Consider the following 23737-nt stretch of genomic DNA (forward strand, 5'->3'; position numbering starts at 1 on the left):
GAGGGCCTTCTCTGCCAGCCGTCATCCTGCTGGCGGGCAAGGGACCAACTGGTCGTGGACGTGTGGAGGCATGACGCGCGCATGCTCGGCGAGTGTGTCGAGGAACGCGGTGGTCAGTGGGTCCGGATGGGGCCGGGTGTAGGCGGTCAGGGTGCGGCGTACGGGCGGGTCGGGGCGGAGCAGACGGCCGGCGAAGTGGGGCGGGACGACGTTGGCGGGGACCAGCGCGGGGCCGAGGCCGGCGGCGGCGAGCAGGGGTGCGGCGGCGGTCTGTTCGGTGCGTACCGCTGTATGCGGGCGAAATCCCGCGGCGGCGCAGGTCCGGTCGAGGATCTCGGCGAGTCCGTTTCCTGTGGCGTAGTGCACCCAACTGCGGTCGGCGAGGGTCTTGAGCCGTACGTGGGTGGCGCCCTGCTCGGCGGCCGGGTCGTCGGCGGAGACGACCACGACGAACTCCTCGGTGCCCAACTCGCGCAGGAGACCGTCCCAGCTCGGCGGTCGTGGACCGACCGCGAGGTCGGCGTGTCCGGCGGTCATCGTGTCGTGGAGTTCCGCGGCGTGCCGGTGCTCCAGCAGGCGTACCTGGATGTGCGGGTGGGTCTTGTGCCAGACGTTCAGGACCGGCGGGAGGACGCCGAGGGTGACCGAGTACACGGCTGCGAGCTGGAGCTCGCCGGCTTCCAGCCCGGCCGCACGACGGGCCGCGGAGCGGGCCCGGCCCGCGTCGGCGAGGGCGGCGCGGGCGTGAGGCAGCATCGCTCGGCCCATCGGGGTCAGCCGGACCGAGCGCGGGAGGCGTTCCAGGAGGGGGCCTCCGCTGTCCCGTTCCAGGGCGCGGACCTGGTGGGAGAGGGCTGGCTGGGAGACATGCAGCAGCTCGGCGGCGCGGGTGAAGGACCCGGTGTCCACGACGGTCACCAGGTATTCCAGTTGCCTCAGCGTTGCCATACACACAGGTTATGCCAGAGGTAGAAAGTATGTCTTGGACGTATCGATGAGGCGTGGCGCAAGGTCGACATGACACAGCCGTACGCACCGGCGTGCGGCGTGAGTGAAGAGGTGCCTCCATGTCTGCCTCCCCTCCCCGCTCCGTTTCCCCGGCTCTCGAAGGCCGGCGCATCGTCGTCCTCGGCGCCGGCTCCCGGATGGGCCGGATCCTGGCCGCGCGGGCGTCGGCCGCCGGGGCCGAGCTGATCCTTGCGGGCCCGGACACCGGCAAGCTGAAAGTGACGGCCGACGCATTGCCCGGAGCAGCCAGGGTGCTGGCGCTCGATCTCGCGGACGAGGCCTCGATCGCCGCGTTCGCGACCGAGGCCGGCACCTTCGACCACCTGGTCTCGACGGCGGCGATGCCGGCCAACGGGCCGGTCGCCGAACTCGAACTCGTAGCGGTGCAGCGGGCGTTCGCCGCCAAGGTGATCGGCCCGCTGCTGCTCGCCAAGCACCTGGCCGGTCAGGTGCGTGAGGGCGGCTCGTTCACCTTCTTCTCCGGTGTGGCGGCGTGGCGACCCGCACCGGGCCGGGTGGTGATGGCCACCACGAACGGCGCGCTGGCCTTCCTCGTCGAAGCCCTGGCAGTGGAACTCGCCCCGCTACGGGTGAACGCCGTCTCCCCCGGCATCGTCGACTCCGGAGCCTGGGACGCCATGGGCGACGGCAAGGAGGCGTTCCTGCGCCGGACCGCCGAGAGCAACCCCGCCCGCCGCGTCGGCACCCCCGACGATGTCGTCCAAGCGGTGCTGTTCACGCTCACCAACCCCTACGTCACCGGCACCGTGCTGCACGTCGACGGCGGCGGACGCCTCGCCTGAGCCGGCGCCTATACCGCAAAAAGCGCGTCAGATATGCAGCTCACAGCCGCACATCTATTGTCCTTCTTTCTTGAATTGCGCGAGGACCTCCACTTGGGCGCGACTTTCGAGTCATCAGTTGCTCAAGACGCACTCGGAGCAAGGCTCATGCGGGCCAAATGCGCCGACTTGACGGCCGGCAGCGAGAGCCGAGATCAGTCGATCAGGAGCTTTCAGGAAAATATAGTCAGCGGGGTAGCTGACCTGCGCGGAGTCATCAATTCTGGCGCCTCCGACCTTTTCGAGTTTCTTGACCTACTTGGAAAGGTTAAGCCCTTCCGTCAGTGGCTGCGTGACCAACAGCCCGACGCGGATCTGATCCGCGAATATTACGCCGAAACACTGAAGCGAAATTTCTTCAAGAATGAGCACACCAAGACACTGAGGTGGCTTCTCCCAGCAATGGGAGAAGCCACCATCATGATTGCTCGCTGCCTGGGCCTGGAGATCTCACCTGCGGTAGATATCGCGGCTACAGGAACCCTGGCCCTCTACGACACGGTGGACGGCACTCTTCTCGACAAGTTGTCCAAGGGATGGCGACCCAGCAGTTTCGTCGACTCGGAACTCCGCCCATTTGTAGCCCGCGGCGCCGTGCCGCTGTAACTTCCCCCTCTGGTGGTTCGGAGAGGCGAGCATGCACCCGCCGGGGTGTCCTCCAGCGAGCCAAGGCGATCCCCACCATCGACCCCCGGCTCACCGCCCGCTCCCCCAGACCTTCGCCCTCCAGAGGGCCGACGGATACGTACAGATCCTCGGCTCGGGACAGGACAGCGCAGCTGAGCGCGGCTCCGGCCCGCCGCTACGGGGGGGTAGCGGCGGGCCGGAGGTCTGCACCGTGCCACGGCTGTGGGCGGGGCGTACGGTGCGCCGACGAACTGGCTGGCGGACGCCCCTGGTCACGGTGCCGGACGCTCGGGATCCTCCTCGCTGGCAGTGCGGGGTCACCGCCAGCGCTGCACGGAGCCCGCCCAGCTCATTCCTGCGCCGACGGCGGCGTGCAGGACGGTGCTCTGCGGCTTGAGCCTTCCCTGGGACCGTGCGGCGTGCATGGCCATGGGGATCGAGGCCGCCCCGGTGTTGCCGAACGTGTCGGCGGTGACCACGAGTTGGGACGTGGAGATGCCCAGTTCGGCGCTCAGGGTGCGCAGCATGCGCGCGTTGGCCTGATGCGGGATGACCAGGTCGATCTGGTCCAGGTTCAGGCCGGACAGCCGGGTGAGCCTCTCGATGATCTGCGGGAAGACCTCGTGGAAGTAGGCCGCGACGGCTTTCCCGTTCATGTGCAGGTAGTGCCCGCCTTCAGCGACGGTGAGCTCACTGGCCGGGCGGGCGCTCCCTCCGGCGCGGATCCCGACGATGTCGGCCAGTCCCCCGTCCGATCCCTGCGCGCTGCACAGGATTCCCTCTCCCGCGGGTGTGGGACCTACGACGACCGCGCCCGCGCCGTCGGCGAACAACACCCCGGTGGAGCGGTCGCCGGGGTTCTGGAACTTGGAGAACATCTCAGCCCCGATGACCAGCGCGCGGCCCCCGGGGCAGGATGCCGCCAGGACGTCGCGGGCCAGCTTCAGGGCGTAGAGGAATCCGGCGCATGCTCCGCCGATATCGGTGGCCCAGGCCCGGTCCGCGCCGAGCTTGTGCTGCACCCGGCAGGCCGTGGCGACCGCGAGCTGGTCGGGTGTACTCGTGGCCAGCAGGATGACGTCGATGTCCCGGGCGGTCAGCCGGGCATCGCCGAGTGCCTGCTCGGCGGCTGCCAGCGCGAGGTCGGACGTGGCCTGCTCGGGCTTCGCACAGCGGCGCTGGGTGATGCCGGTCATGCGCTCGATCCACGCGGGCTCCACCCCGTACTGTTCGGCGATCTCCGCGTTGGGGACGCAGCGGTCCGGGATGTGCACGCCCAGCCCGTGAATGCCCCACGCGGCAGGCGCCGATGCCTGGCCGCTCATGGGCGGACCGCCTGGGCGATCGCCTCCTCCACCACAGCGGCGCACCCCGCCACGGTGGTCTCCGGCCCGGCGAGCAGTGAGTCGTCGACGGGTGTCTGGAACAGTTCCTCGGCGCGGACCGCGATCTCCACGACCTGGAGCGAGTCCAGGTCGAGGTCCTCGACGAGTCGGCTCTGCGGCGCGAGTTCGTCGGCCGGGAGCTCGGCGACGGCTGCGACGAGGGCGGTCACCCGGGTCAGAATGTCGGTGGCTGTGGTCATGTGGGAGTTCCTTGCTCGGGGCCGGGAGGACGTTGCCTCCGCGACGAGGGCCGGTGGTTGCCCGGTGGCGGGTGGTGCGAGCGTGTTGCGGTCGGCGGCGGTGAGGATTTCCAGGTCGGTGTAGAAGCGTCCGGACGGGCGGGGCTGGCCCAGCAGGATGCGGCGGCCGGCCTCGGCGGTCAGTGCCCCGCCGAGCGCAACGCCCGAGGCGAGCTGCGGCCAGCTGCTGAGCGTGGTGCCGATCTGGGGGATGGAGGCGGTCAGTTCCGGGCTGATGCGTTCCCGGTCGACCATGGTGAGGATGACGTCGACCATCTCCTGGTGGGTGGGGTCTGCCAGATCGGCGGAGGTGGTCTCGCCGAGCAGCCCGTGCAGGAGGGGCCGGTCGGGTTCGAGGTCGAACCGCTCGACGTCGAGGAGGCCCCGGTCGTTCGCGTCCATGACGACGGGGACGCCGAGCGCCCGGGCCCGCTCACGGGCGGCGAGTTTCACGTACGGGGTGTCGCACTCCTCGACGAGGAGGTCGATGGGACCCGCACCGCCGGAGAAGAACTCTTCCATCGTGTCGTCCGTCAGGCCGCCCTGGTAGATCTCGATGTCCAGCCAGGGGTCGAGTTCCAGCATCTGACGGGCCGCGAGCACGCACTTGTTCAGGCCGAGATGGTGCACGCCGGCCCGCAGCCGGTTCAGGTTGGAGACGCTGAGGGAATCGAAGTCGGCGAGCTTGAACGATCCTCCGATGCCCTCCATCGCGAAGGTCAGGGCGGCACTGCTGCCGACCGAGAGGCCGATGATGCCCACCCGGCACCCCAGCAGCCGGCGCTGCTGGGCGCGGTCGATCCGCCCACGGTTGCGGTCGGTGCGCACCAGCCGGAACTCCTCGCGCGGCAGCAGATGCACCAGCCGTCCCGACCACGGGTACCAGGCCCATGTTCCGTACTCGTCCCGGGCGGCCCCGTCCAGCTGCTCGGCCACGGCCCGCTCCACTGACTGCGGCGAGGAACGCAACCGGGGCTCACGGCTGGTGACCAGTTCTTCCAGCTGGTCATCGATGGTGTCCATGACCTCGCGCACCTCACCCGAATCGAGCAGGTCCTGCACACCGAGCCGGTCTTGCTCGCGCGCCAGGTCGAAGAGCACGGGCCGCCAGCCCTCACGGGCCGCGGCGTCACCACGCCTGGCCGCGGCCCTGAGCGCAACTGCCGGCGGACGGACTCCTTCCCGCTGCGGCCGGTCCGCCCCGAGGCCACGGTCGAGTCCGGCCTGCTCCGCAGGGACGACGGCGGCCGGGAAGGCGTCCTCCAGGCACTCGACCAGCCCGGCGTACTCACCCGCGGGGAGGGCGGATCGATACAGCATGATCACCACGTCCTCGGTGTACCGCTCGACGTAGCGGCGCGTGCCCGCTACCGGACGGAAGCCGAACCGCTCGTGGAACCGGTCCTGCCCGTCGGCGGTACCCGAAGTCCCGATCATCGCCTTGGCGCCCAGGCAGCGCGCGGCCGCGATGGCGAAGGCGTTCAGATGGATCCCCAGACCCAGCTTGCGCGCCTGGTGCTCCACCACCAGACGGCTGTGCTCAAACGTTTCCGCCGTGCCGAGGCCGTGCTCCCGCAGGCACTCCTCGAAGCGCTCCGCACCCAGGTAGGCCCGTGTCTGGAACAGCTCGCCCGTCTCAGGCGTCGACAACCTCACATACCCCAGCGGCGGGCCGCCCGCCTCCCGCCTCCCGATGAAGTGCCAGGCACCGAAGTCCAGGTCCTGCTCATCGGCGTACCCGCCGCCGGACGTCCGGAAATCGGGACGACGACCACGGTCGAACAGGATCCTCGCCCGCAGCTCCCGAACCCTGCCGACCAGCTCCGCCTCAGCCGACCCCGCTCCCCCCAGGCGGAACGCGGACACATGCCACGGCACGCCCTCAGCCATCGGAACACTCTTCATGACCAGCAACCCTCTTCGACTCACGCACATCGCCCGGCAGCATTCCGGCAGGTCGCATCCAGCGCCCCGGGATCACAACGACCGCCCCCTTGATCGGTTGCGCGCCGCAAGGGCAGACATTCGATCTTGGCTTTCCGATGCAGGATGGTGCTGGGCTCACGGCGTGGTGACGACGCGATCACGATGGTGGCCCGGAGCGGTGCTGGTGCTGGTGCGGGTCGTTGAGCGCGGCGTGAAGGGGCGGGATGACGACGCGACGCGGGTGATCTTCACCCGGCTGACGGGCGTGTACTGGCCGGCCAGCGACGAAGACTGCCGAGGGTGTCGTGAGCTTCTCGGCGGCGGCGTGACGAAGACAGGCCGCGCCAACCGAGATACCCACCCGGGGCGGGGCAGGGGTCCGCTGACCCGCATGAAACGGGCACGGATGGTCATAGTGGCTGTTGTAGGGGGCCGATCTACTTCAGCAATCGAGCCCGTATCTCAGCAGTAGGTGAGCAGTCGACTGTCTACTTGAGCAGATAGCGCACTGACCAGCAAAGACGGAATTCGGGAGTCCGGAACCCAGGATCTCAGTAGTTCTCGCCGAAAAAACAACGCTAAGCCGTGCGGCAGCCTGATCTGAACAACCTATACGACGAGTAGATCCAGCAGTGGGCTAGCTTCGTCGTATACGCACGCGTGTAACGGGAGTGGCGGACGACGTCCGGCCCAGGAGAGATTGGCAGCGGCCATGAAAATTCCCCGCAGGGCCCATTCCGACCAGCCGTGGCGGATCCACGAGTTCACCGGCGACTTTCGGACCGAGGACGTGTGGTCCTTCCGCACCCCCGGTGCCGGACCGGACGACTTTCCCGTCATACTCGCCGCGATGCAGACAGCCGGCGGATTCGCCAAGCCGCCCCGTGCAGTCCGGTTCCTGTTCGTGGCGCGCTCGAAGCTAGGTGCCCTCCTCGGTTGGGACAAGCCCAAGACGAGCCTCGGGACGCGTGTTCAACCGCTGTATGACCGCCTGCCAGGCGATCTCCGTAAGACCGTCGACGTCTCCGACACCAGCGACGCCCCGTTCACCCCCGTGTACCTGCTCCACAACGAGTCCGTCCGCGAACTGGCGAACAAGACCTGCCACGCCGTCATGCACCTGGGGTGGGTGCCGACCGGAGACGGCGAATACGAACTGCGGATGGCGATCCTGGTCAAGCCCAACGGCCGGTTCGGACGGGTGTACATGGCTCTCATCGCACCGTTCCGCTACCTGATCGTCTACCCCGCGATCACCCGGCTGTGGCAGCGAGCCTGGCGGGACCGCCAGCTTCCACCCACCGCGAACGTCGGTCTTCGACCGTAGTCGCGGCGAGCGTCGACACCACCGGCGAACTCGCCCGCGTCCAGACCTGGACCGGCGCCGTCATACCCCCCGCCCAGCCCTACACGCCCGCCGGATACCACCAGGCCGTCACCCCCACCCGCATCCTCGACACCCGCACCAGCAGCGGCGTCACCGCCGGCACCAGCACCATCGCGACCGACTCCGTCACCCATCTGAAGATCGCGGGCGACAGCGTCACCACACCCGTCACGGGCGCACCCACCACGATCCCGGCCTCGGTCACCGCGGTCGCCGTCGACGTGACCGCCACCGCACAGACCGACGGCGGCTACGTCACCACCTACGCCGACGGCACCCAGCAACCCAAGACCTCATCCACGAACTTCACCGCGTCCACCACCGCCACCGGTTACCAGATCGTCCCCGTCGGCAAGATCGACCTCTACACCCACGTCAACACCACCGGCGGCACCGCCGCCCTGATCGTGGACGTCACCGGCTACTTCACCAGCGACGCCACCGTCACCGGCGACCAGACCTACACACCGCTCACCAGCGCGGTCCGCGCCCTGGACACCCGCTCCAGCATCGCCCACACCAGCCTCACCGCCACCGGCACCGTGGCCGCCGAAAGACCTTCACCCTGCAGATCACCCGCCAGAACGGCATCCCCAGCACCGCCACCGCCGTCGCCATCAATCTCGCCGCCGCCGACGCCACCGGTACCGGCTACCTCCAGACCTACGCCACCGGATACGCACCCACCGCCGCCACCAGCCTCAGCTTCAACAGCGGCAACGCCATCGCCTCACTCTCCGGCGACGTCCCCATCGGCACCTCGGGAACCATCACCATCTCCGTCCACGCCAGCGCCACCGCCGTCCTCGCCGACATCTCCGGCTACTACACCACCAGCACCACCGGCCAGAAATTCCACACCATCAACCCCACCCGCCTGGTCGACACCCGCAGCGCCATCGGCGGATCCACCAGCCCCGTCGCCGCCAACAGCACCTACACCCTCACCAGCACCACCACCCAGCACGTCACCACAGCAACCACCTCCACCATCGCCGCCATGGTCACCATCACCGGCCCCACCGCCGGCGACACCCTCGCCAACCTCACCCTCACCCCCACCGACACCAGCGGATCCATCACCCTCTACAACGACAGCACCGGCACCACCGACCTCGTCATCGACTCCAGCGGCTACTACACCTGACACACCCGCCACACAGAACCCGCAGGCCCTGGGGCCGGGCACGCAGCACGTGCCCGGCCCCAGGGCCAACTACCAACTAGCCACGTCGACTTCGAATGCACCCGGTACGCCGGTACGTCGGAGAGCTGGCACTGAACTTGATCGACTGATGTCAGGGCAGTTCGACGGGCCGGGCGCGACCTCATCGACCGCCGGACTACCGGCTCGCGTCTCTTCGCGCTGGGCCTGCAGGAAGGGACGCTGCGGCGCGAGGGAGGCATTCAGTCCAGGGCTTCGACCACTGCCTCTGACACCAACAGCCCTGCCTCCTGGACCCGTTGACGCACGTCTCCGTCGTACAGCCAGGCGCAAGCCTCGATGGCCGGGTGGAGTTCGGCGAGGATCAACGCCGCACGCTTCGGCACGTAGGTTTCGTTCCTCCATGCCGTCCGACACCCGTCGATCTCCTCCTGGAGCCGAAGAAGCGCCTGCTCGTCGTTCAAGCGGGACCACCGTCTCGCCGACTACGACGTCGCGGAGTTCGGGGTGCCCGCCGAGCCGATGGGCCGGCAGTGGGAGCGGTGCGCCTCCGTGAACGACGCCTGGGGGTACAACGCGTCGAAGGAGACCACCTACAGATCCGTGAAGGATGTCCTCCAGGAGCTCGTCACGGTGGTGTCCCGGGACGGCAACCTCCTGCTGAACATCGGCCCCAAGGGCGATGGCTCGGTCACCGCCGGTTCCCAGACCGTCCTGAACGGCCTGGCCTCATGGATGGCGACGTACAGCGACAGCGTTCACGGCACCAGCGGCAGTCCGTTCTTCAGCGACCCTGTATGGGGCCGGGTCACCAAGAAAGGCGGAAAGCTCTTCGCCCATGTCTTCACCTGGCCCACGAACGGCCGGCTGCAGATCCCGGCGATCGACAACACGATCAGCCGCGTCTATCTGATGAACAACCCCTCGGTCTCGCTCTCGTACACCGTCACCGACCAGATCAACGTCAGCGTGCCGGCCACCGCGCCGAACGCCGACCTCTCCGTGGTGTGCGTCGAGGTGCAGGGAATGCCCACGAGGGTCTCGCCGACGGTGTTCCAGAATGTCGGCTACCAAGGCACCCGCGCCGCTCTGCCGCTGGGCAGCTACACCTCCGCCCAGCTGTCCGCCGCCGGTCTGGGGCCCGCCCAGGCCTCCTCCATCCTGGTGCCCAACGGCTACCAGGTGACGGGCTACTCCGGCGAGAACTTCACCGGCACCGCCTGGACGTTCGCCTCGAACGCCGCCGACCTTCGGACGACCGGTAACAATGACGCCATCGCCTCGCTGAAGGTGACGTGCAACCCGGCCACGTACTTCCGCCTCGGCAACGCGACGAGCGGCCTGGTGCTGGACAGCGGCGGCAGCTTCAGCAGCGGCTCGAACCTGAAGCAGTGGGAGCCGGTGGACAACGCCAATGTCCAGTGGCAGGCGATCGATCTCGGAAACGGCTACTACAGGCTCGTCAATCGCACCAACGGCCTGGCCGCCGACGGGTGGGGCGCCACCGACAACGGCGACCCGGCCCGGCAGGGCACCTGGAACGGCGGCGTCAACCAGCAGTGGCAGATCACCGACCGCGGCAACGGCCAGTACTCGATCGCCAACCGCGGCACGGGACTGGTCCTCGACGGCGGCGGCATGGTCCCCGCAAGGTCCGGGGCCAAGCAGTGGACGTGGACGCAGAGCACCAACCTGATGTGGACATTCAAACCAGTCGGCTGACGGGCGAGCCCCGTGGCAGGCCGGCCGTCTTCGTCAGCGGGCGCCTCTCATCCGATAGGCGCCCGCAGCGGCACGGGTGCTGAATCCTTGGAGACCGTCGGTGGACCGATGTGCGTCATCCGAAGGGTGGGCACATGTGATGCACCTGCCACCGTGTTCGGCGAAGAACAGTGCCGCACGGTCCTGGACGGTCGCGCACAGCGAGTCGATCAGCCGGCTGCGCACCGGGGGGCCGAGGACACCCGGCGATCCGAGAACACGCCCCATCTCGTCGTCCTTGTTCGCGCCTCGGTCCCGTTCGAACGTGGCCGCCTCGTGGGCAGCCCGGAGCGCCTCTCGGCATGAACGACCTCGTCCATTCGCCGAAGACGGTTCCGCCCGAGCCGGCGCCTCGCGTTCACGAGCCGTCCCTCGCATTCCGGCGTCGGAGTGGCGCCGATCGTGACACGAAATTAACTATTCACCCCAAAAGCCCGATTTAATGATCATTGCCGTTCCTATACATAACTCAGGAGTCCGCTCCACGAGACGAGGAACCGCATGCTGAGAGAAAGACCAGGTGCCCGGCGACTGGCCGCCGGGCTGACGCTGGCCCTGTGCGCGGCGACGGCGCCGACGGCACAGGGATACGGGCCGGTGTCCGCGCGGTCGAAGGGAACCGGGGACGGCACGGTCACCGTGCGGGTGGTGACCGAGGTGAACGCGAACGGCGCGTACGACAGCGTCCTGGAGCCCGGGATGGCCGGGGTGAAGGTCGCCCTCCGGGACGACTCGGGCCACACGCAGACAGCGACGACCGGAGCCGACGGCACCGTCACCTTCGCACCGGCGTCCTCCGCGCTGACCGGCGGCAAGTACCGCATCGACGTGGCCGACCCCGACTCCGCCACCTACTCCCCCGCCGTCGCGGGCCTTGGCAGCGGTGCGGACGTCATCCGCAGCAACACCGGGTTCGTGGACGTCTCGGGCGGCACGAACGTCACGTACACGACCGGCTTCTGGGATCCGGGCCTGTACTGCCAGGAGAACCCGACCCTCGTCACGTGCTCGCTCGCCAAGGGAGACGCCACCGGCCGCAAGGGGCTGGTCACCTTCGCCGGGGACTTCTCCGACACACACCCCGGCGGCGACGTCACCCAGCTGACCGGCAACACCGCGCAGCAGGCGGTGTTCGGCATCGGCACCGACCGCACCGGCAACGTGTACACGGGCACTCTGGTCAAGCGGCACACCGCCTACGGGCCGGCCGGCGCCGTCCCGGCGATCTACCGCTACAACGGCACCAGCAAGGCCGTCTCCACGTTCCTCACCCTGCCCGGCACCCTCACCGCCCACGACAGCACCGGCAACTACCTCCACGACGACGTGGTCTACGGCCGCGTCGGCCGGGAGGGCGTCGGCGACGTGGACGTCTCCGGGGACGGCAAGACCCTGTACGCCGTCAACCTCGGCGACGGCAAGCTGTACACCGTGCCCCTCCAGGGCAGCGGCGACGGCGTCACCCCGGGCACGGTGTCGTCGTACGCCGTGCCGAAGCCGTCGTCCTGCGTGGGCGACTGGCACCCGTACGGCATCGGAGTGCGCAGCAAGCGGGTCCTCGTCGGCGGAGTGTGCGGTGCCGAGTCCACCGTCAGCTCCACGGCTCCGCACGGCGATCCCACCCAACTCAGCGCCCACGTGTACGAGTTCGGGAGTGGTGGCTTCACCGAACTGTTCTCCACCGGCCTCGCCTACGAGCGCGGCTGCGCCTACCGTTTCCTCGGAGCGCCGGCCTCCGCCTACCGCTGCGCCGACGCCACCCGGGTCGGCGAGGTGATGAGCGCGGACTGGGAGGCGTGGAACCAACGGGTCCCCGCCCCTGAGACGCACCGGTTCGTGGCCGCGCCCCAGCCGATGCTGACCAACCTGGAGATCTCCGACAACGGCGACCTGGTCCTCGGCTTCCGCGACCGGTTCGCCGACATGCAGGGACAGGGCACGTACGACTACGGCGGCACCACGCTCGTCAGCGCCATCGCCGCCGGTGACGTCCTGCGCGCGTGTGCCTCGGGGACGGGCTACACCCTGGAGTCGAACGGCAGCTGCGGTTCGCTCACCGGGAATCTGCCGGGCAACAAGCTCGGCCCCGGCGGCGGCGAGTTCTACGACGACCTCACCGTCCTGTCCGACGCCCACCACGACCAGATCGCCGGGGGCGGACTGGTTCTCCAGCCGTACCGCAAGAAGCTGTGGAGCACGGTCTTCGACCCGTACACGAACAGCGCCTACGAGCAGGGCGTGCGTCGCTGGAACTCGGAGAACGGCTCCATCGAGGGCGGACTGACCATCGAGTCGACCTTCGCCGCGGGCTCCGACCTGTTCGGCAAGGGCAACGGGCTCGCGGACCTGGAGATCATCTGCGATCAGGCGCCCGTACAGATCGGCAACCGGGTGTGGTTCGACACGGACCGCGACGGCGTCCAGGACCCCTCCGAACCGCCGATCGCCGGCGTGAAGGTGACGCTGACGCCGAAGGGCGGAGGTGAGCCGATCACCGTCACGACGGACGAGAACGGCGAGTACTACGTCGGCACCGCCCAGGGCCTCAAACCGAACACCGCGTACGACATCGTCTTCGACTACAGCGGCGTCGACCCCTCCGCACTGCCCGGCTCCCCCTCCCTGGACGAGCTGCGCTGGACGACCCGGAGGGCCGGTGACGACCGGCTCACCGACTCCGACGTGGACGACGAGGGCCGCACCGGCGTGAGCGTCGGCGACCCCGGTTACGTCAACCACGGCATCGACGCTGGCGTCAGCGCCCGGCAGCGGGGCCATCTCACGGTCGTCAAGAAGGACAAGGTGACCGGGAAGCCGCTCGCGGGCGCGTCCTTCGAGCTGTGGCGGGAGACCAACGGCACGGACGGACTGCAGATCTCGGGCACCGATCCGGACACCAAGGCGGGCGGTACGTGCACGACGGGGGCGGACGGCCACTGCGTCTTCCGCGATCTGCCGCTCGGCGCCTACTACCTGCGCGAGACCGCGGTCCCCGGCGGCTACGTCCTGCCCGGCAACCCGGTCGTCGGCCCGTACTCCCTCACCGCCGACAACGCGGTCGAGGGCGACGGCAAGGTCGTCACCCTCACCAACCGGCCCGACCTCAGGCTCACCCTGCTGAAGAAGGACGCCAAGACCGACCGTCCGCTCGAAGGCGCGGTGTTCGAACTGTGGCGGGAGTCCAACGGCACCACGGGACTCCAGACGTCCGGCACCCACCGGGACACCCTCCAGGACTCCGGCTGCGCCACGGACGAGCGGGGCCGCTGCGCCTACCGGCAGCTGCCGGCCGGCAGGTACTACTTGCGCGAGGCCGCCGTCCCCGAGGGCTACGCCCTGCCGGCCAACCGGGTCTCCGGACCGTACGACCTCACCGCAGGCAACGCGGACATGGGAGACGGACTCGTCGTCACCCTTCACAACAAGCGCGGCGAGCCGTGCAAGGGCAAGTGCTGACGGGTCACCCCCCCCCGAAGTGAGCGGCGCACACCCGCAAGGGTGACGCCGCGCGGGCCGCGCACCGGTGTCGACCGGCGCGCGGCCCGTCCCCGTGTAAGAGACGTTCATGCGAACAAAGGCAACATCCGTGCGCGCGCGGACACCACGCGCCCTCACCTGGGCGGCTCTGACCCTCGTCGCGGCGCTCTCCGCGTGCGGCTGGCTGTGGCTCACCGGTCACGACGGATCCGGCCCCCGCCCCCTGACCGCGAGCGAAACCCAGCGCCTGGCCCTCGCCCGTTTCCGCACGTACCAGGGCAGCCCCACCGAGGTCACCGTGCACGCGCCGGTGCCCGGCGCCACCGCCGTCGTGCACGCGGTGGTGGACCAGCGGCGGCACCGCGCGGTGGGCTGGTACGAGACGACGTCCGGTACCGCACGGGACGGACGGGGCCTGCTGGCCTGGGACGGCACAGGACTGGCGCTGGCCCGTCCCAAGGGCACCACCGTCGCGGTCGGATCCGTCCCTCAGGCCGTTCGAGAGGCCGGCCGGCTCACACCGGACGCGTGGATCCGGCGCCCCTTCGGTCACGACGCGTTCGACACGGCCCTGCGGCTGACCCTCACCATGGCCGCCGACCGCCCCGACAATGCCCAGCTCCTCGCCCAGTCAGGGGCACTCCACCTGCGCGAGGAGGACGTCGACGGCAGCTCCTACGACGTCTTCTCCGGCCCCCGCCCCCGTCCCAACGCCTCCGCGAGCCCTGCCGCCGGCCGCTCCCCGCTGACCTACTGGATCGCCCCCGACGGCCGCCTACGTCGCGTCGCGGCGAACCTCGACACCGGGCACACGGCGACCATCGACCTGGGGGCCACCCGTGTCCGGCCAGGGGTACCGGGAACGCCGTGGTCGCCACGACGGTGAGCGGCACGGCGCCGGACGGCGTCCACAGCCTCAGCCGCGGTCCGCTCCGGGGCGCCCGGCGCCGGGCCCCGATCGGGCTAGCCCGATCTCACCGACCCGCGGCAACTGCCGTATCCATGGATGCATGAAGGCGCGCATACGCAGGCTCTGCCTGCTCACGGTGGTGCTCCCCGCCCTGTCCTGGCCCTCCGCCCTCCCGGTGTCCGCCGAGCCGGCCCCCGCGTGCACGGCGATGACCGGCCCCTACCAGCGGGAGATGGAACGGCACCTGCAGCTCCCGGTCGACGGCCGGCAGTCGGATCAGGACTGCCGGGCGATCCGCGTGTTCCAGAGCGCCAACGGGGTGCGCCCGGCGGACGGTTACGCCGGGCTGGCAACCTACCGCACCATGCTTGTGGTGGAGGCCCGGCCGAACCCGAACGCGGCAGGCCGGTGCCCCGTGCGTGACTACAAGGTGGCCTGTGTCGACCTGGACCGCCAGCTGATGTGGGTGCAGACGGGGCGCAGGACGGTGTTCCCGCCGGTTCCCGTCCGCTCCGGCCGCGACGGCGACGAGACGCGCACGGGCTGGTTCCGTGTCTACTGGCGGGACCTGGACCACTATTCCGACCTGTACGACAACGCCCCCATGCCCTACTCGCAGTTCTTCAGCGACGGGCAGGCCTTCCACGGCAGTTACGTCGACCTGTTCGAGGGCGGCTCGCACGGCTGCGTAAACATGCGCCTGGACGACGCCCGGCGCCTGTGGGACGCGCTGGAGGAGGACGACGCGGTGTTCGTCTGGGGCACCAAGCCCGGCACAGAACGCTCACTCACCCGAGCAGACGTGCCCCGAGATCCTCCCCCGCCCGTGCCCCGGGCAGAACGTACGCCACCGCCGATGCCCGGTGCTCGATGAACCGGCTCAGGTCGTCCCGCTCGGCCAGCCGCTGCTGTACCCGCACGAACAGGGCCGGGTCCCGCATGAACGCCAGGAACAGCAGGCCTCGGTCGTCGGGTCCTTCGTCGTAGGAGTAGCCGCGGCGCAGCATCCGCGCTCCCCCGTCGAAACGGGGACTGGCCGCGCGGACGTGGGCGTGCAGCGGGATGACGTACCGGCCCTGCGGGCTCTTGGCGAAGATGTCGACGTCGTCGTGTTCGTGCCGGCGTCCCAGCGGGGCGCCGTCGGCCCGGTGCCGTCCGATGATCTCCTCCTGGCGTCGCGGTGCCAGCCGGGAGAAGTCGCCGACGCGGATGTGGACGCGGCGCACGACCAGGAAGGTGCTGTCGCCGGCCCAGACCCACTTCTCGCGCTCCTGCGGTGTGGGGTTCTCGGTGCCGTCCTTGAAGCCGAGCAGGTTCCGGGGCGTCTGTCCGGCGGGGGTGGGCGACAGGAACCCGGTCTGCCGCCAGCGGGGGCGCAGGGCCTCGGCGGCGAGACCGGTCAGGGTGGTGGCCGCCTGTTCCGTCGTACGACGGTCGTCGGCGCACAGCTGGACCAGCACATGGCCACCACAACGCGCGGGATCGAGACGGTCGCCCGGGAAGGGAGGCACCTCGCGCAGGGCGTCGGGAGCAGAGACGCCCAGCCGGCCGGGCAGCAGCGGGCCGATGCCGACGGTGGCAGTGAGCCGGGCCGGGGCAGGCTCGGCGTCCAGCGCCCTGGACCACCGGGCGAGAACGTCCCGTACGGCCCGCCGGCCCGCCCGGCCGTACAGGTCTGGTGCGAGGTCGTACGACACCACGAGCACGGCGGGTTGTTGCGGAGTGGTCACTCCGGCCTGCCGGGCACCCCGGAAGGTGAACCCGGTGCCGCCAGGCGCGGCCGGCCGGCGCTCCGGCGCACAGGCGGCGGCCGCCCCGAGGACGCCGAGCCCCGCCGTCTCCAGGAGGAAGCGGCGGCGGGAGGGCTCGGGGGAATCGCCCGGTGTGTCGTGAAAGAGATGTGCTGTCATAGGAGTGAAAAGGACGATACATCTGCGAACGTGCGAAAAACTCTCTTTCTCTCTCTGTCCCGGGCCGTGTCCCGCGCACTGCCGGCCGTGGCCCTGCTGCTGGGTGCCGCGGGCTGCGGCGCCGGCGGTATCGGCGGCGGTGCGGCGGGCGCGGGCGGTGGAGCCGCGATCGTCCGGGTACCGCAGGACACGGCGTCGCTGCGGACCGCCGTGGAGCGGGTCCGCCCCGGCGGACTGGTACTGGTGTCTCCCGGCGTGTACCGGGAGAGCGTGACCGTGGCCAAGCCCCGCGTGGTTGTGCGGGGCACCGACAGGAACAAGGTCGTCGTGGACGGGGAGTTCCAGCGGGCCAACGGCATCACCGTGACCGGCGCGGGCTCCGTCGTCGAGAACCTCACGGTACGCAACCACCTCGCCAACGGCGTGCTGTTCACCGGCGTGACCGACGAGAAGCTCCAGGCGGGCCGGGCGGGCGGCTCGGCCTACGACCCGCTGGACACCGTCAAGTTCCCGCCGCTGAAAGGCTTCCGGGCCTCGTACGTGACGGCCTACGACAACGCCCTCTACGGCATCTACGCCTTCGACGCCCGCTCCGGCGTCATCGAGCGGTCCTACGCCTCCGGACAGGCCGACTCCGGGATCTACGTCGGCCAGTGCCGGCCGTGCGACACGGTGGTGCGGCACAACACGATGGAGCACAACGCGGTCGGCCTGGAGGTCACCAACGCCTCGGAGCGGCTGTACCTGCTCGGCAACCGTGCCTCGCACAACCGGGTCGGGCTCACCCTCAACTCCAACGACCTGGAGGCGCTAGGCCCGCAGCACGGCGCGGTAGTCACGGGCAACGCGTTCACTGACAACAACGACGACCAGAGCCCCGAGCAGGCCGACGGCGGCTTCGGTATCGGCGTGGGCGCCGGCGGAGCCCGCGGCAACGTCCTGGAGCGCAACCTGATCACCGGCAACCGGGCCGCCGGAGTACTGCTCAGCGACGTCCAGGGCTACCCGGCCCGCGACAACACCGTGCGCGCCAACGAGATCACCCGCAACGGCACCGATCTCGTCCTGGCCACCGCCACACAGGCCGGCAACTGCTTCACCGCCAACGCCGAGTCGACCACCAGCCCGGGCCGGATTCCAGGCACGGAGAGCTGCGGCACCGGCACCGTGTCCGCCGCGCCGACCACGCCACCGCTGGGCCACGCGAGCCCCGTCGCGGCGCCGCCCGGCATCTCCTTCCAGGACGTCCCGCCGCCACCACCTCAGCGCAGTCTCCCCCGCGCCCGCACCGCGCCGCCCAGCCCGGCGACCGGCCTGCCGGGCAAAGTCGACCCGGGGCGCTTCGCGCTACCGCCCCGGGTGACGGCCCCGGTCTCGGAGATGCTCCCGCCACCAGGCGATGGTGGCGATGGGCAGGGGGACAGGTCGGCGGGGGCCACAGCATCTCCGTAGGTCTCCGGGGGAGGCGCGGCTCGGGACTGCAGCGGCATGGCGTGGCGACTCCAGGACCCAGTCGATGCCCGTGCGGACGACGTGGTCGAGGCTCGCCAGTTACTCGTTGCCACCACTCCACCACTGACCACCCCCGTCTCAGGCAGGGTGACGCCGGAGTAGCCGCTCCCGATTCCCTGCGTCCTGCCAGCGTCCCGAATGCGGCGCCCAGCCATTCACAGAGGCCACCCGCGGCGGCCTCCACCGCCTACAAGCCTGGTCATCCCCGCAGGTCAGAAGAGTTCGAACTACCGTTGCCAAGTAAGGCTGTTGAACTCACGCGCAGCGGATTTACTCCGTTGGGCCAAAGTCCTGAATCCACACGCCCGATGAGACGTTTCCGCAGTTCAGAAGCCTGCACAGCTGGGCGGGTGGCACTCGAACCCACGGCCGACGGATTATGAGGCCTTTGAGGATCTTGGCGGCCTTTGCCGATCAACGCTCATCCTTGACGTTTTCCCAGGTCAGATGAGGCCATCCATGTTGGTACTCCTCAGCCCTTGTCGGCCTGTTCCTGTCCTTGCGGCCTCAACTCGGCCTCAATGAGGCCCGGCAGGGTCTGGCCGAGCCCATGAAGATGATCCGGGCCGAAGCGTTCGTCATCCTCGACGGCACCCTGCCGCCGATCGACCGCATCGCCGCCGATACCCCGTACCACTCCGGGAAGCACAAACGCCACGGCATGAACGTCCAGGTCCTCACCGATCCGTTCGGACGGCTGCTCTGGGCCTCGCCGGCTCTGCCCGGCGCGACCCACGATCTGACCGCCGCCCGCACGTACGGGATCATCGAAGCCCTCGCCGACACAGGGCTCAAATGCTGGGCGGACAGTGATGATGGGTGATGGCGTCACCGATAGATCTGTCCCTTGGGCTGACTGACCGGAATCTCGTGTCCTTGCCTTGATCCGTCGGTCTGTCGGTGACGCCGTCGCACGTGGCCGGCCAAAGGCATCGTGACTTCATAGGGGCTTGTGCGAGAAGACCCGTCACTGTCGTGTCCGCCTGCCTCGACTGGCGCGTGTTGCCCTGTCAGCACGATGAGAAGGCAGCAGCTCCTGCATGATCGACCAGCAGCCCGGGAACGAAGTCTTCGCCGGAGTCGACACCCACACCGATACCCACCACGCCGCCGTCGTGGACCCTCTGGGACGTCCCCTCGCCGACCGAGAATTTCCCACGACCACCCAGGGATACCGCGCCCTGTTGACGTGGCTCATCACCTTCGGCCACGTACAAGCCGTGGGTGTGGAGTGCACAGGCTCCTACGGCGCCGGACTGACTACGGTGCTGAGCGCGGCCGACCTGACGGTGGTCGAGGTCAACGTCCCCGACCGGGGTACCCGACACGCCCGCGGCAAATCCGACCCGATCGACGCCTATGCCGCCGCCCGCGCAGCAGCCTCAGGACGAGCTACAGCCATCCCCAAGTCCCACACCGGCACGGTGGAAGCCCTTCGCCAGCTGCGCGTGGCCCGCGCGTCTGCGATCAAGGCCAGAACCCAGGCGATCAACCAACTCATAGGCCTGCGGGTAACCGCTCCCGAACCTCTGCGTGCATCGCTCACGGGGCTCACCCGTACCGCCCTGGTCAACTGCTGCCTCCGGCTCCGGCCGGCAGCTGATCTCACCTCTCCCGCCGACGCCGCTCGGTATGCGCTGCGGCAACTGGCACGCCGCATCCGCATGCTCACCGAGGAGATCGACGAGGTCACCGAACACTTGGCGACGCTCACCACGTCCGCCGGGCCTGAGCTCGTCGCACTGTTCGGCGTGGGCACCGAGACCGCCGGCCAGCTCTTGGTCACGGCCGGCGACAACCCCGAACGCCTGCGCACAGAGGCCGCGTTCGCCGCTCTGTGCGGCGCCGCTCCAGTTCCGGCTTCCTCCGGACGCACCGACCGACACCGACTCAGCCGAGGCGGGGACCGCCAGGCCAACCGCGCCCTCCACATGATCGCGGTGGTCCGGATGCGCTATTGCCCCCGCACTCGCGCCTACGTTGCACGCCGCACCCAACAGGGACTGACCAAGAAGGACATCATCCGTTGCCTCAAACGCTTCATCGCCCGCGAGGTCTACCACGCCCTCACTCGCACTCACCCCGGCAGCACTACCTCAGCAACTTGACTTCTATAGGAGCATCAAGGCATATCAAGGCGCTGGCAGACCCGTTCGAGTACCGTTTCGGGGCCGCCGCCTCAAGCGGTGGAAGCGCCGCCACAACACCACCCACGCCATGGCCCGCTGCCTCGGCGAGCGGGCCATAGCCACCCTCAAGGGCTGGCGCCTCCTGAGGAAGCTCCGCCGCAGTACCAATCGGATCACCAACGTGGTGAAGGCCGTTCTCGTCCTTCACCACGCATCAGCATGAGGCCGGAAAGGGCTCACTGATCGACCCCACCGAGAAGTTCTGTCTCGTTCGGGTCGATCAGTACGGGGCCGGCGTGGGCGGCACCCACCTGACGGGGACTGCAAGTGCCTGGCCCAATGCGCGGCCGCCCAAGAGGGCTACCTCGCCGGGCTTCCCAGAGCCTTTGGCTTCCCTCCGGGGTGCCGCCCCGTTCATCGGTGCGATCGGCATCCACTGCGGCACAGCCTGGCCGTTGCGGACTCGGCCTCCGACCTCGGCCGGTTCCGCGCGGTCCTCATCGACCGCCCCCGTTCCGGCGGTTCGACAAGATCCTCATCTCCCGCTGACATGTTCGGAGCCGAGAGCCTGTCGGGAGTCGAGGCCGTCGTCACCGACGAGGTGCTCGCCTGACTGATAGCCGATCCAGGTGCGAGAACCCGTGGGAGAGGTGTCCTCGGGGGCAGTTGCACCGCGCAACTGATGTCCCGGCTGTCATCAGTGTCGGACCGGGTCCGGGATCACCGTGATCGCGTACTCGGTGTTCGCGGGGTCGGTGGAGAAGAAGTGGGCGTTGGTCAGATAGAGCTTGTCGCCGTGGCGGGCGAGGGTGGTGGGGGTGTCGAACCGGGGGTCGCTCACCTCGGCCGTGAGCCGGCCGGCCGTGCCGGACTTGTTGAGCCGCAGGACGGTGAGCTTGTTGGGCGTGTTGCGTACGACGTAGAGGGTGCGGCCCTCCAGACGCATGCCGTCGCCCCAGGCCATGTCCACGTCGCCGAGGTCCACCGGCGTGGCGTGGCCGGTGGCCGGGTTCACCCGGAACAGCGTGTTGGAGTTGGTGTCGACGACCAGGAGTGCCTTGCCGTCGGGGGTGGGGGTGATGCCGTTGGAGTTCCATCCGTAGTTGCCCTCCCCTCCGTAGGGCATCCCTTCGAGGGGGATGGTCCTGACCTGGCTCTGCCGGGGCAGCTGACCGTGCTTGCCCAGAGGGATCTTGTACAGGTTGGAGGCGAAGGAGTCGGTGACGTAGACGGCCCCGTCGAGGACCGTGAAGTCGTTGATGGCGGTGTAGGAGCCCTTGGCGGCCAACTGGTAGCGGGCCAGCAACTTGCCGCTGTGGGAGTCGATCACGCGGACGCTCCCGCCGTAGCCGTCGGCGACGAACAGACGGCCGTGGTGGTCCAGCAGGATGCCGACCGATCCGACCCCGGTGGCCGGAACGAACACGCGCCGCTCTCCGGTCCTCAGGTCGAAGCGGTAGATGGTGCCGTCCACGAAGGACGTGACGTAGGCCGTCGAGCCCTTGATCACGATGCCTTCGGGGCGCATGCCCTTCGGCATGTTCAGGGTCGAGGGCCACTGCGCCGGGGCCGTGGTGTGCATCGCGTGCGCGGTCTGGGTCACAGGGGCTGACGGCTCGGCGGCGTAGGCGATCGGGGCGACCGTCAGCACCGCCGCGACCAGGCCGGCGGACAGGACAGAGGACAGTTTCATGATCTCGGTTCCTTCGAAATCGAGTTACGCGATTACTTTCAATATAGTCCACTCTATCGGCTAGAGTGTCAACATGAGTGGAGTCGAGGAACGACAGGAAGAGCAGGCAACTGTGTCCGGAACACCCGAGCGGCGCCGCTACCGCTCCACGCTGCGCGACGAACGCGCGGCCGACACCCGCAACCGGATCATCGACGCCGCCCGCACCCTGTTCAGGGAACACGGCTTCGCCGGCACCACGGTCGCGGTCATCGCCAAGCAGGCCGGGGTCGCCGCTCCCACGGTCTACGCCGTGTTCTGCAACAAGGCCGAGATCATCAAGGAACTGGTCCGCCGGCTCGAAGCCGAGGCCGACGGCGAACAGTGGCGCGCCCGCATCGGCGCCGAACCCGATCCGCGACGGAAACTCGACCTGTACGCCGCCTGGCACCGCCTTCTCTTCAGCAGGGGCCGGGACGTCCTCGGCGCCGCCATCGACGCCGGCGGCGACCCCGCCGTCCGCGAACTCCGAGAAGAGGGCGACCGCAGCAACCAGACGTGGCTCGACCCCGTCGTCGACGCCCTCATGGAAGCCGGCCTCCTCGCCCCCGGCCTCACCCGGCAGGATGCCGTCGACCGCATGATGCTCCTGAGCAGCGTCGAGCTCTACTTCCGCGCCACGGCCGGACGCGGCTGGACCGACGACCAGTACCAGCAGTGGCTGACCGAATCACTGCGTCAACAGCTGCTGGCCCAGCCACCGGCGACGACACCAGATCCGCGGTGACTGACGGCAGTCCTGGTCCGTATGCGGCCGACAACGGCCCGTTCCCTGGGGCTGCCACCGCTCAGGCACCGGTAGGTGAACCACCGCGACGGCTCCGCCAACCGCGCTGTGCGGGAATGGCGCGACGCCGGGGTTCCGGGCAGCGGCCTCCAGTGACGACGCTGATCATGACCGGCGTCCGGCTCGGCCTGGGGAGGACGGTCACCGGCATGGTGATCGTCGAACTCCTCATGGTCTCGCTCGGTTTCGGCGGTCTGATCCTCGAATACCGCAGCCGCTTCGAGGCTCCCAGGCGCGCCGCGGACTGCTACCTGCCGAGCACCTGGTCGACGGCGGCCACACCTCTCTGGTCCACCTGAAACGAGCCTCCCGCGAACACCAGATCACCGTCAGTGGGCCGCTGCCGGGCAACCCCACCCGCCAGCACCGCAAGAACGAAGGATTCGACCGCGACGACTTCCACATCGACTTCGACCGACGACAAGTCACCTGTCCCCAGGGCCAGTTCAGCGCGGGCTGGCACGGCCCCTATCCGACGTCCTCACCCACCGCCGCCCCACTGATCGTGGCCCGGTTCACCAAGAACCAGTGCCGCCCCTGCCCGGCCCGCACCCGCTGCACCACCACCGCCGACAGCCCCCGGACCGTGGGCTTTGCCCCACGAGAACTCCGCGACGTGCAACTCCGCGTCCGCGCCGAGCAGCAGACACCCGACTGGAAGACCCGCTGTGCGGTCCGCTCCGGAGTCGAGAGCACCATCAACGAGTTCGCCCACGGACACGGCATGCGCCGCTGCCGCTACCGAGGACAGCCGAAAGCCCACCTGCAACACGTACTCACGGCCATCGCCGTGAACATCGGACGACCCAGCAGCCGGTCAGCGACCGAGGAACACTCTTCACCGAGACCGCCGACCGCCTTCCTGGACCAGAACGAGATCCCCCGGTCAAAGTCCTGGCGAACCCTCGGCAGCTGAGCCCGACCATCCAAGATCCCCGAC

General features: G+C 69.2%; 22 protein-coding genes and 1 pseudogene. 15 read left to right on the forward strand and 8 right to left on the reverse strand.

The window, feature by feature from the left end:
- Positions 1–21: 21 nt before the first annotated feature.
- The gene (locus OG714_RS02305) at positions 22–948 is read right to left on the reverse strand and encodes a LysR family transcriptional regulator (protein WP_406118140.1); all 927 of its coding nucleotides are present in this window, start codon (positions 946–948) and stop codon (positions 22–24) included.
- 119 nt (positions 949–1067) lie between these two features.
- Here OG714_RS02305 and OG714_RS02310 point away from each other — a divergent pair, with 119 nt between their 5' ends.
- Positions 1068–1811 (forward strand): SDR family oxidoreductase, encoded by a 744-nt coding sequence (locus OG714_RS02310; protein WP_406118142.1) that lies wholly within the window; start codon positions 1068–1070, stop codon positions 1809–1811.
- Between the two features lie 33 nt (positions 1812–1844).
- Complete coding sequence (locus OG714_RS02315; RefSeq protein WP_406118143.1) at positions 1845–2456, forward strand: hypothetical protein; 612 nt, start codon at positions 1845–1847, stop codon at positions 2454–2456.
- A gap of 338 nt (positions 2457–2794) precedes the next feature.
- Here the strand turns inward: OG714_RS02315 and OG714_RS02320 are convergent, their stop codons facing one another.
- Both OG714_RS02320 and OG714_RS02325 read right to left on the reverse strand, forming a co-directional pair.
- On the reverse strand, positions 2795–3802 hold the full coding sequence (locus tag OG714_RS02320; protein WP_406118144.1) for a 3-oxoacyl-ACP synthase III family protein: 1008 nt from the start codon (positions 3800–3802) through the stop codon (positions 2795–2797).
- Positions 3799–5991, reverse strand: coding sequence for a ThiF family adenylyltransferase (locus tag OG714_RS02325; RefSeq protein WP_406118146.1), 2193 nt, complete (start codon positions 5989–5991; stop codon positions 3799–3801). The genes OG714_RS02320 and OG714_RS02325 overlap by 4 nt, the downstream gene beginning before the upstream one ends.
- A gap of 748 nt (positions 5992–6739) precedes the next feature.
- Between OG714_RS02325 and OG714_RS02330 the strand changes: the two genes are divergently transcribed.
- Positions 6740–7354, forward strand: coding sequence for a DUF2867 domain-containing protein (locus OG714_RS02330; protein ID WP_406118147.1), 615 nt, complete (start codon positions 6740–6742; stop codon positions 7352–7354).
- 79 nt (positions 7355–7433) lie between these two features.
- Here the strand turns inward: OG714_RS02330 and OG714_RS02335 are convergent, their stop codons facing one another.
- Positions 7434–7646 (reverse strand): hypothetical protein, encoded by a 213-nt coding sequence (locus OG714_RS02335; RefSeq protein ID WP_406118149.1) that lies wholly within the window; start codon positions 7644–7646, stop codon positions 7434–7436.
- A gap of 431 nt (positions 7647–8077) precedes the next feature.
- Positions 8078–8230, reverse strand: coding sequence for a hypothetical protein (locus OG714_RS02340; protein ID WP_406118150.1), 153 nt, complete (start codon positions 8228–8230; stop codon positions 8078–8080).
- 184 nt (positions 8231–8414) lie between these two features.
- On the opposite strand from OG714_RS02340, the gene OG714_RS02345 reads away from it, so the two are divergent.
- A complete protein-coding gene (locus OG714_RS02345; RefSeq protein WP_406118151.1) occupies positions 8415–8561 on the forward strand; it encodes a hypothetical protein in 147 nt (48 codons plus the stop codon).
- A 260-nt stretch (positions 8562–8821) separates the two neighbouring features.
- Here OG714_RS02345 and OG714_RS02350 read toward each other — a convergent pair whose 3' ends face one another.
- Positions 8822–9043: a hypothetical protein gene (locus tag OG714_RS02350; protein WP_406118152.1), complete on the reverse strand. Its 222-nt coding sequence runs from the start codon at positions 9041–9043 to the stop codon at positions 8822–8824.
- On the opposite strand from OG714_RS02350, the gene OG714_RS02355 reads away from it, so the two are divergent.
- The 4 genes from OG714_RS02355 to OG714_RS02370 all read left to right on the forward strand — a co-directional run bounded on the left by OG714_RS02355 (position 9003) and on the right by OG714_RS02370 (position 15601).
- Entirely contained in the window at positions 9003–10301 is a 1299-nt protein-coding gene (locus OG714_RS02355) for an RICIN domain-containing protein (RefSeq protein WP_406131694.1), read from the forward strand. The genes OG714_RS02350 and OG714_RS02355 overlap by 41 nt on opposite strands.
- A 540-nt stretch (positions 10302–10841) precedes the next feature.
- On the forward strand, positions 10842–13796 hold the full coding sequence (locus tag OG714_RS02360; protein WP_406118154.1) for a SpaA isopeptide-forming pilin-related protein: 2955 nt from the start codon (positions 10842–10844) through the stop codon (positions 13794–13796).
- 109 nt (positions 13797–13905) lie between these two features.
- Complete coding sequence (locus tag OG714_RS02365) at positions 13906–14703, forward strand: hypothetical protein (protein WP_406118155.1); 798 nt, start codon at positions 13906–13908, stop codon at positions 14701–14703.
- A 124-nt stretch (positions 14704–14827) separates the two neighbouring features.
- Positions 14828–15601: a L,D-transpeptidase family protein gene (locus OG714_RS02370; protein WP_406118157.1), complete on the forward strand. Its 774-nt coding sequence runs from the start codon at positions 14828–14830 to the stop codon at positions 15599–15601.
- Here OG714_RS02370 and OG714_RS02375 read toward each other — a convergent pair.
- The gene (locus tag OG714_RS02375) at positions 15516–16637 is read right to left on the reverse strand and encodes a Dyp-type peroxidase (RefSeq protein WP_406118159.1); all 1122 of its coding nucleotides are present in this window, start codon (positions 16635–16637) and stop codon (positions 15516–15518) included. The two genes, OG714_RS02370 and OG714_RS02375, sit on opposite strands and share 86 nt — an antisense overlap.
- Before the next feature lie 66 nt (positions 16638–16703).
- On the opposite strand from OG714_RS02375, the gene OG714_RS02380 reads away from it, so the two are divergent.
- The 4 genes and pseudogenes from OG714_RS02380 (at position 16704) to OG714_RS02395 (ending at position 20501) form a co-directional block, all read left to right on the forward strand.
- The gene (locus OG714_RS02380; protein ID WP_406118161.1) at positions 16704–18089 is read left to right on the forward strand and encodes a right-handed parallel beta-helix repeat-containing protein; all 1386 of its coding nucleotides are present in this window, start codon (positions 16704–16706) and stop codon (positions 18087–18089) included.
- A 631-nt stretch (positions 18090–18720) separates the two neighbouring features.
- A pseudogene (locus OG714_RS02385) lies at positions 18721–18957 on the forward strand (transposase family protein); the annotation flags it as partial.
- Positions 18958–19189: 232 nt separating this feature from the next.
- On the forward strand, positions 19190–20257 hold the full coding sequence (locus OG714_RS02390; RefSeq protein ID WP_406118162.1) for an IS110 family transposase: 1068 nt from the start codon (positions 19190–19192) through the stop codon (positions 20255–20257).
- A gap of 13 nt (positions 20258–20270) precedes the next feature.
- A complete protein-coding gene (locus tag OG714_RS02395) occupies positions 20271–20501 on the forward strand; it encodes a transposase family protein (protein ID WP_406131695.1) in 231 nt (76 codons plus the stop codon).
- A 474-nt stretch (positions 20502–20975) separates the two neighbouring features.
- On the opposite strand, the gene OG714_RS02400 is transcribed toward OG714_RS02395, so the two are convergent.
- Complete coding sequence (locus OG714_RS02400) at positions 20976–21971, reverse strand: SMP-30/gluconolactonase/LRE family protein (protein ID WP_406118164.1); 996 nt, start codon at positions 21969–21971, stop codon at positions 20976–20978.
- 73 nt (positions 21972–22044) lie between these two features.
- On the opposite strand from OG714_RS02400, the gene OG714_RS02405 reads away from it, so the two are divergent.
- From OG714_RS02405 to OG714_RS02415, 3 genes are all read left to right on the forward strand, one after another.
- Positions 22045–22737 (forward strand): TetR/AcrR family transcriptional regulator, encoded by a 693-nt coding sequence (locus tag OG714_RS02405; RefSeq protein WP_406118166.1) that lies wholly within the window; start codon positions 22045–22047, stop codon positions 22735–22737.
- A gap of 152 nt (positions 22738–22889) precedes the next feature.
- Entirely contained in the window at positions 22890–23096 is a 207-nt protein-coding gene (locus OG714_RS02410; protein WP_406118167.1) for a hypothetical protein, read from the forward strand.
- Between the two features lie 104 nt (positions 23097–23200).
- On the forward strand, positions 23201–23713 hold the full coding sequence (locus OG714_RS02415) for a transposase (protein ID WP_328980802.1): 513 nt from the start codon (positions 23201–23203) through the stop codon (positions 23711–23713).
- Positions 23714–23737 lie beyond the last annotated feature (24 nt).

It is taken from the genome of Streptomyces sp. NBC_00989 (assembly GCF_045162655.1).
Lineage (GTDB): Bacteria > Actinomycetota > Actinomycetes > Streptomycetales > Streptomycetaceae > Streptomyces.

Bases quoted from the DNA above. Each gene is read 5' to 3' on its own strand.
- OG714_RS02345 (WP_406118151.1), top strand. From the start codon at position 8,415: ATGGTCACCATCACCGGCCCCACCGCCGGCGACACCCTCGCCAACCTC.
- OG714_RS02320 (WP_406118144.1), bottom strand. From the start codon at position 3,802: ATGAGCGGCCAGGCATCGGCGCCTGCCGCGTGGGGCATTCACGGGCTG.
- OG714_RS02375 (WP_406118159.1), bottom strand. From the start codon at position 16,637: ATGACAGCACATCTCTTTCACGACACACCGGGCGATTCCCCCGAGCCC.
- OG714_RS02325 (WP_406118146.1), bottom strand. From the start codon at position 5,991: ATGGCTGAGGGCGTGCCGTGGCATGTGTCCGCGTTCCGCCTGGGGGGA.
- OG714_RS02405 (WP_406118166.1), top strand. From the start codon at position 22,045: ATGAGTGGAGTCGAGGAACGACAGGAAGAGCAGGCAACTGTGTCCGGA.
- OG714_RS02315 (WP_406118143.1), top strand. From the start codon at position 1,845: ATGCAGCTCACAGCCGCACATCTATTGTCCTTCTTTCTTGAATTGCGC.
- OG714_RS02305 (WP_406118140.1), bottom strand. From the start codon at position 948: ATGGCAACGCTGAGGCAACTGGAATACCTGGTGACCGTCGTGGACACC.
- OG714_RS02390 (WP_406118162.1), top strand. From the start codon at position 19,190: ATGATCGACCAGCAGCCCGGGAACGAAGTCTTCGCCGGAGTCGACACC.
- OG714_RS02370 (WP_406118157.1), top strand. From the start codon at position 14,828: ATGAAGGCGCGCATACGCAGGCTCTGCCTGCTCACGGTGGTGCTCCCC.
- OG714_RS02330 (WP_406118147.1), top strand. From the start codon at position 6,740: ATGAAAATTCCCCGCAGGGCCCATTCCGACCAGCCGTGGCGGATCCAC.
- OG714_RS02340 (WP_406118150.1), bottom strand. From the start codon at position 8,230: ATGTCGGCGAGGACGGCGGTGGCGCTGGCGTGGACGGAGATGGTGATG.
- OG714_RS02400 (WP_406118164.1), bottom strand. From the start codon at position 21,971: ATGAAACTGTCCTCTGTCCTGTCCGCCGGCCTGGTCGCGGCGGTGCTG.
- OG714_RS02365 (WP_406118155.1), top strand. From the start codon at position 13,906: ATGCGAACAAAGGCAACATCCGTGCGCGCGCGGACACCACGCGCCCTC.
- OG714_RS02360 (WP_406118154.1), top strand. From the start codon at position 10,842: ATGCTGAGAGAAAGACCAGGTGCCCGGCGACTGGCCGCCGGGCTGACG.
- OG714_RS02310 (WP_406118142.1), top strand. From the start codon at position 1,068: ATGTCTGCCTCCCCTCCCCGCTCCGTTTCCCCGGCTCTCGAAGGCCGG.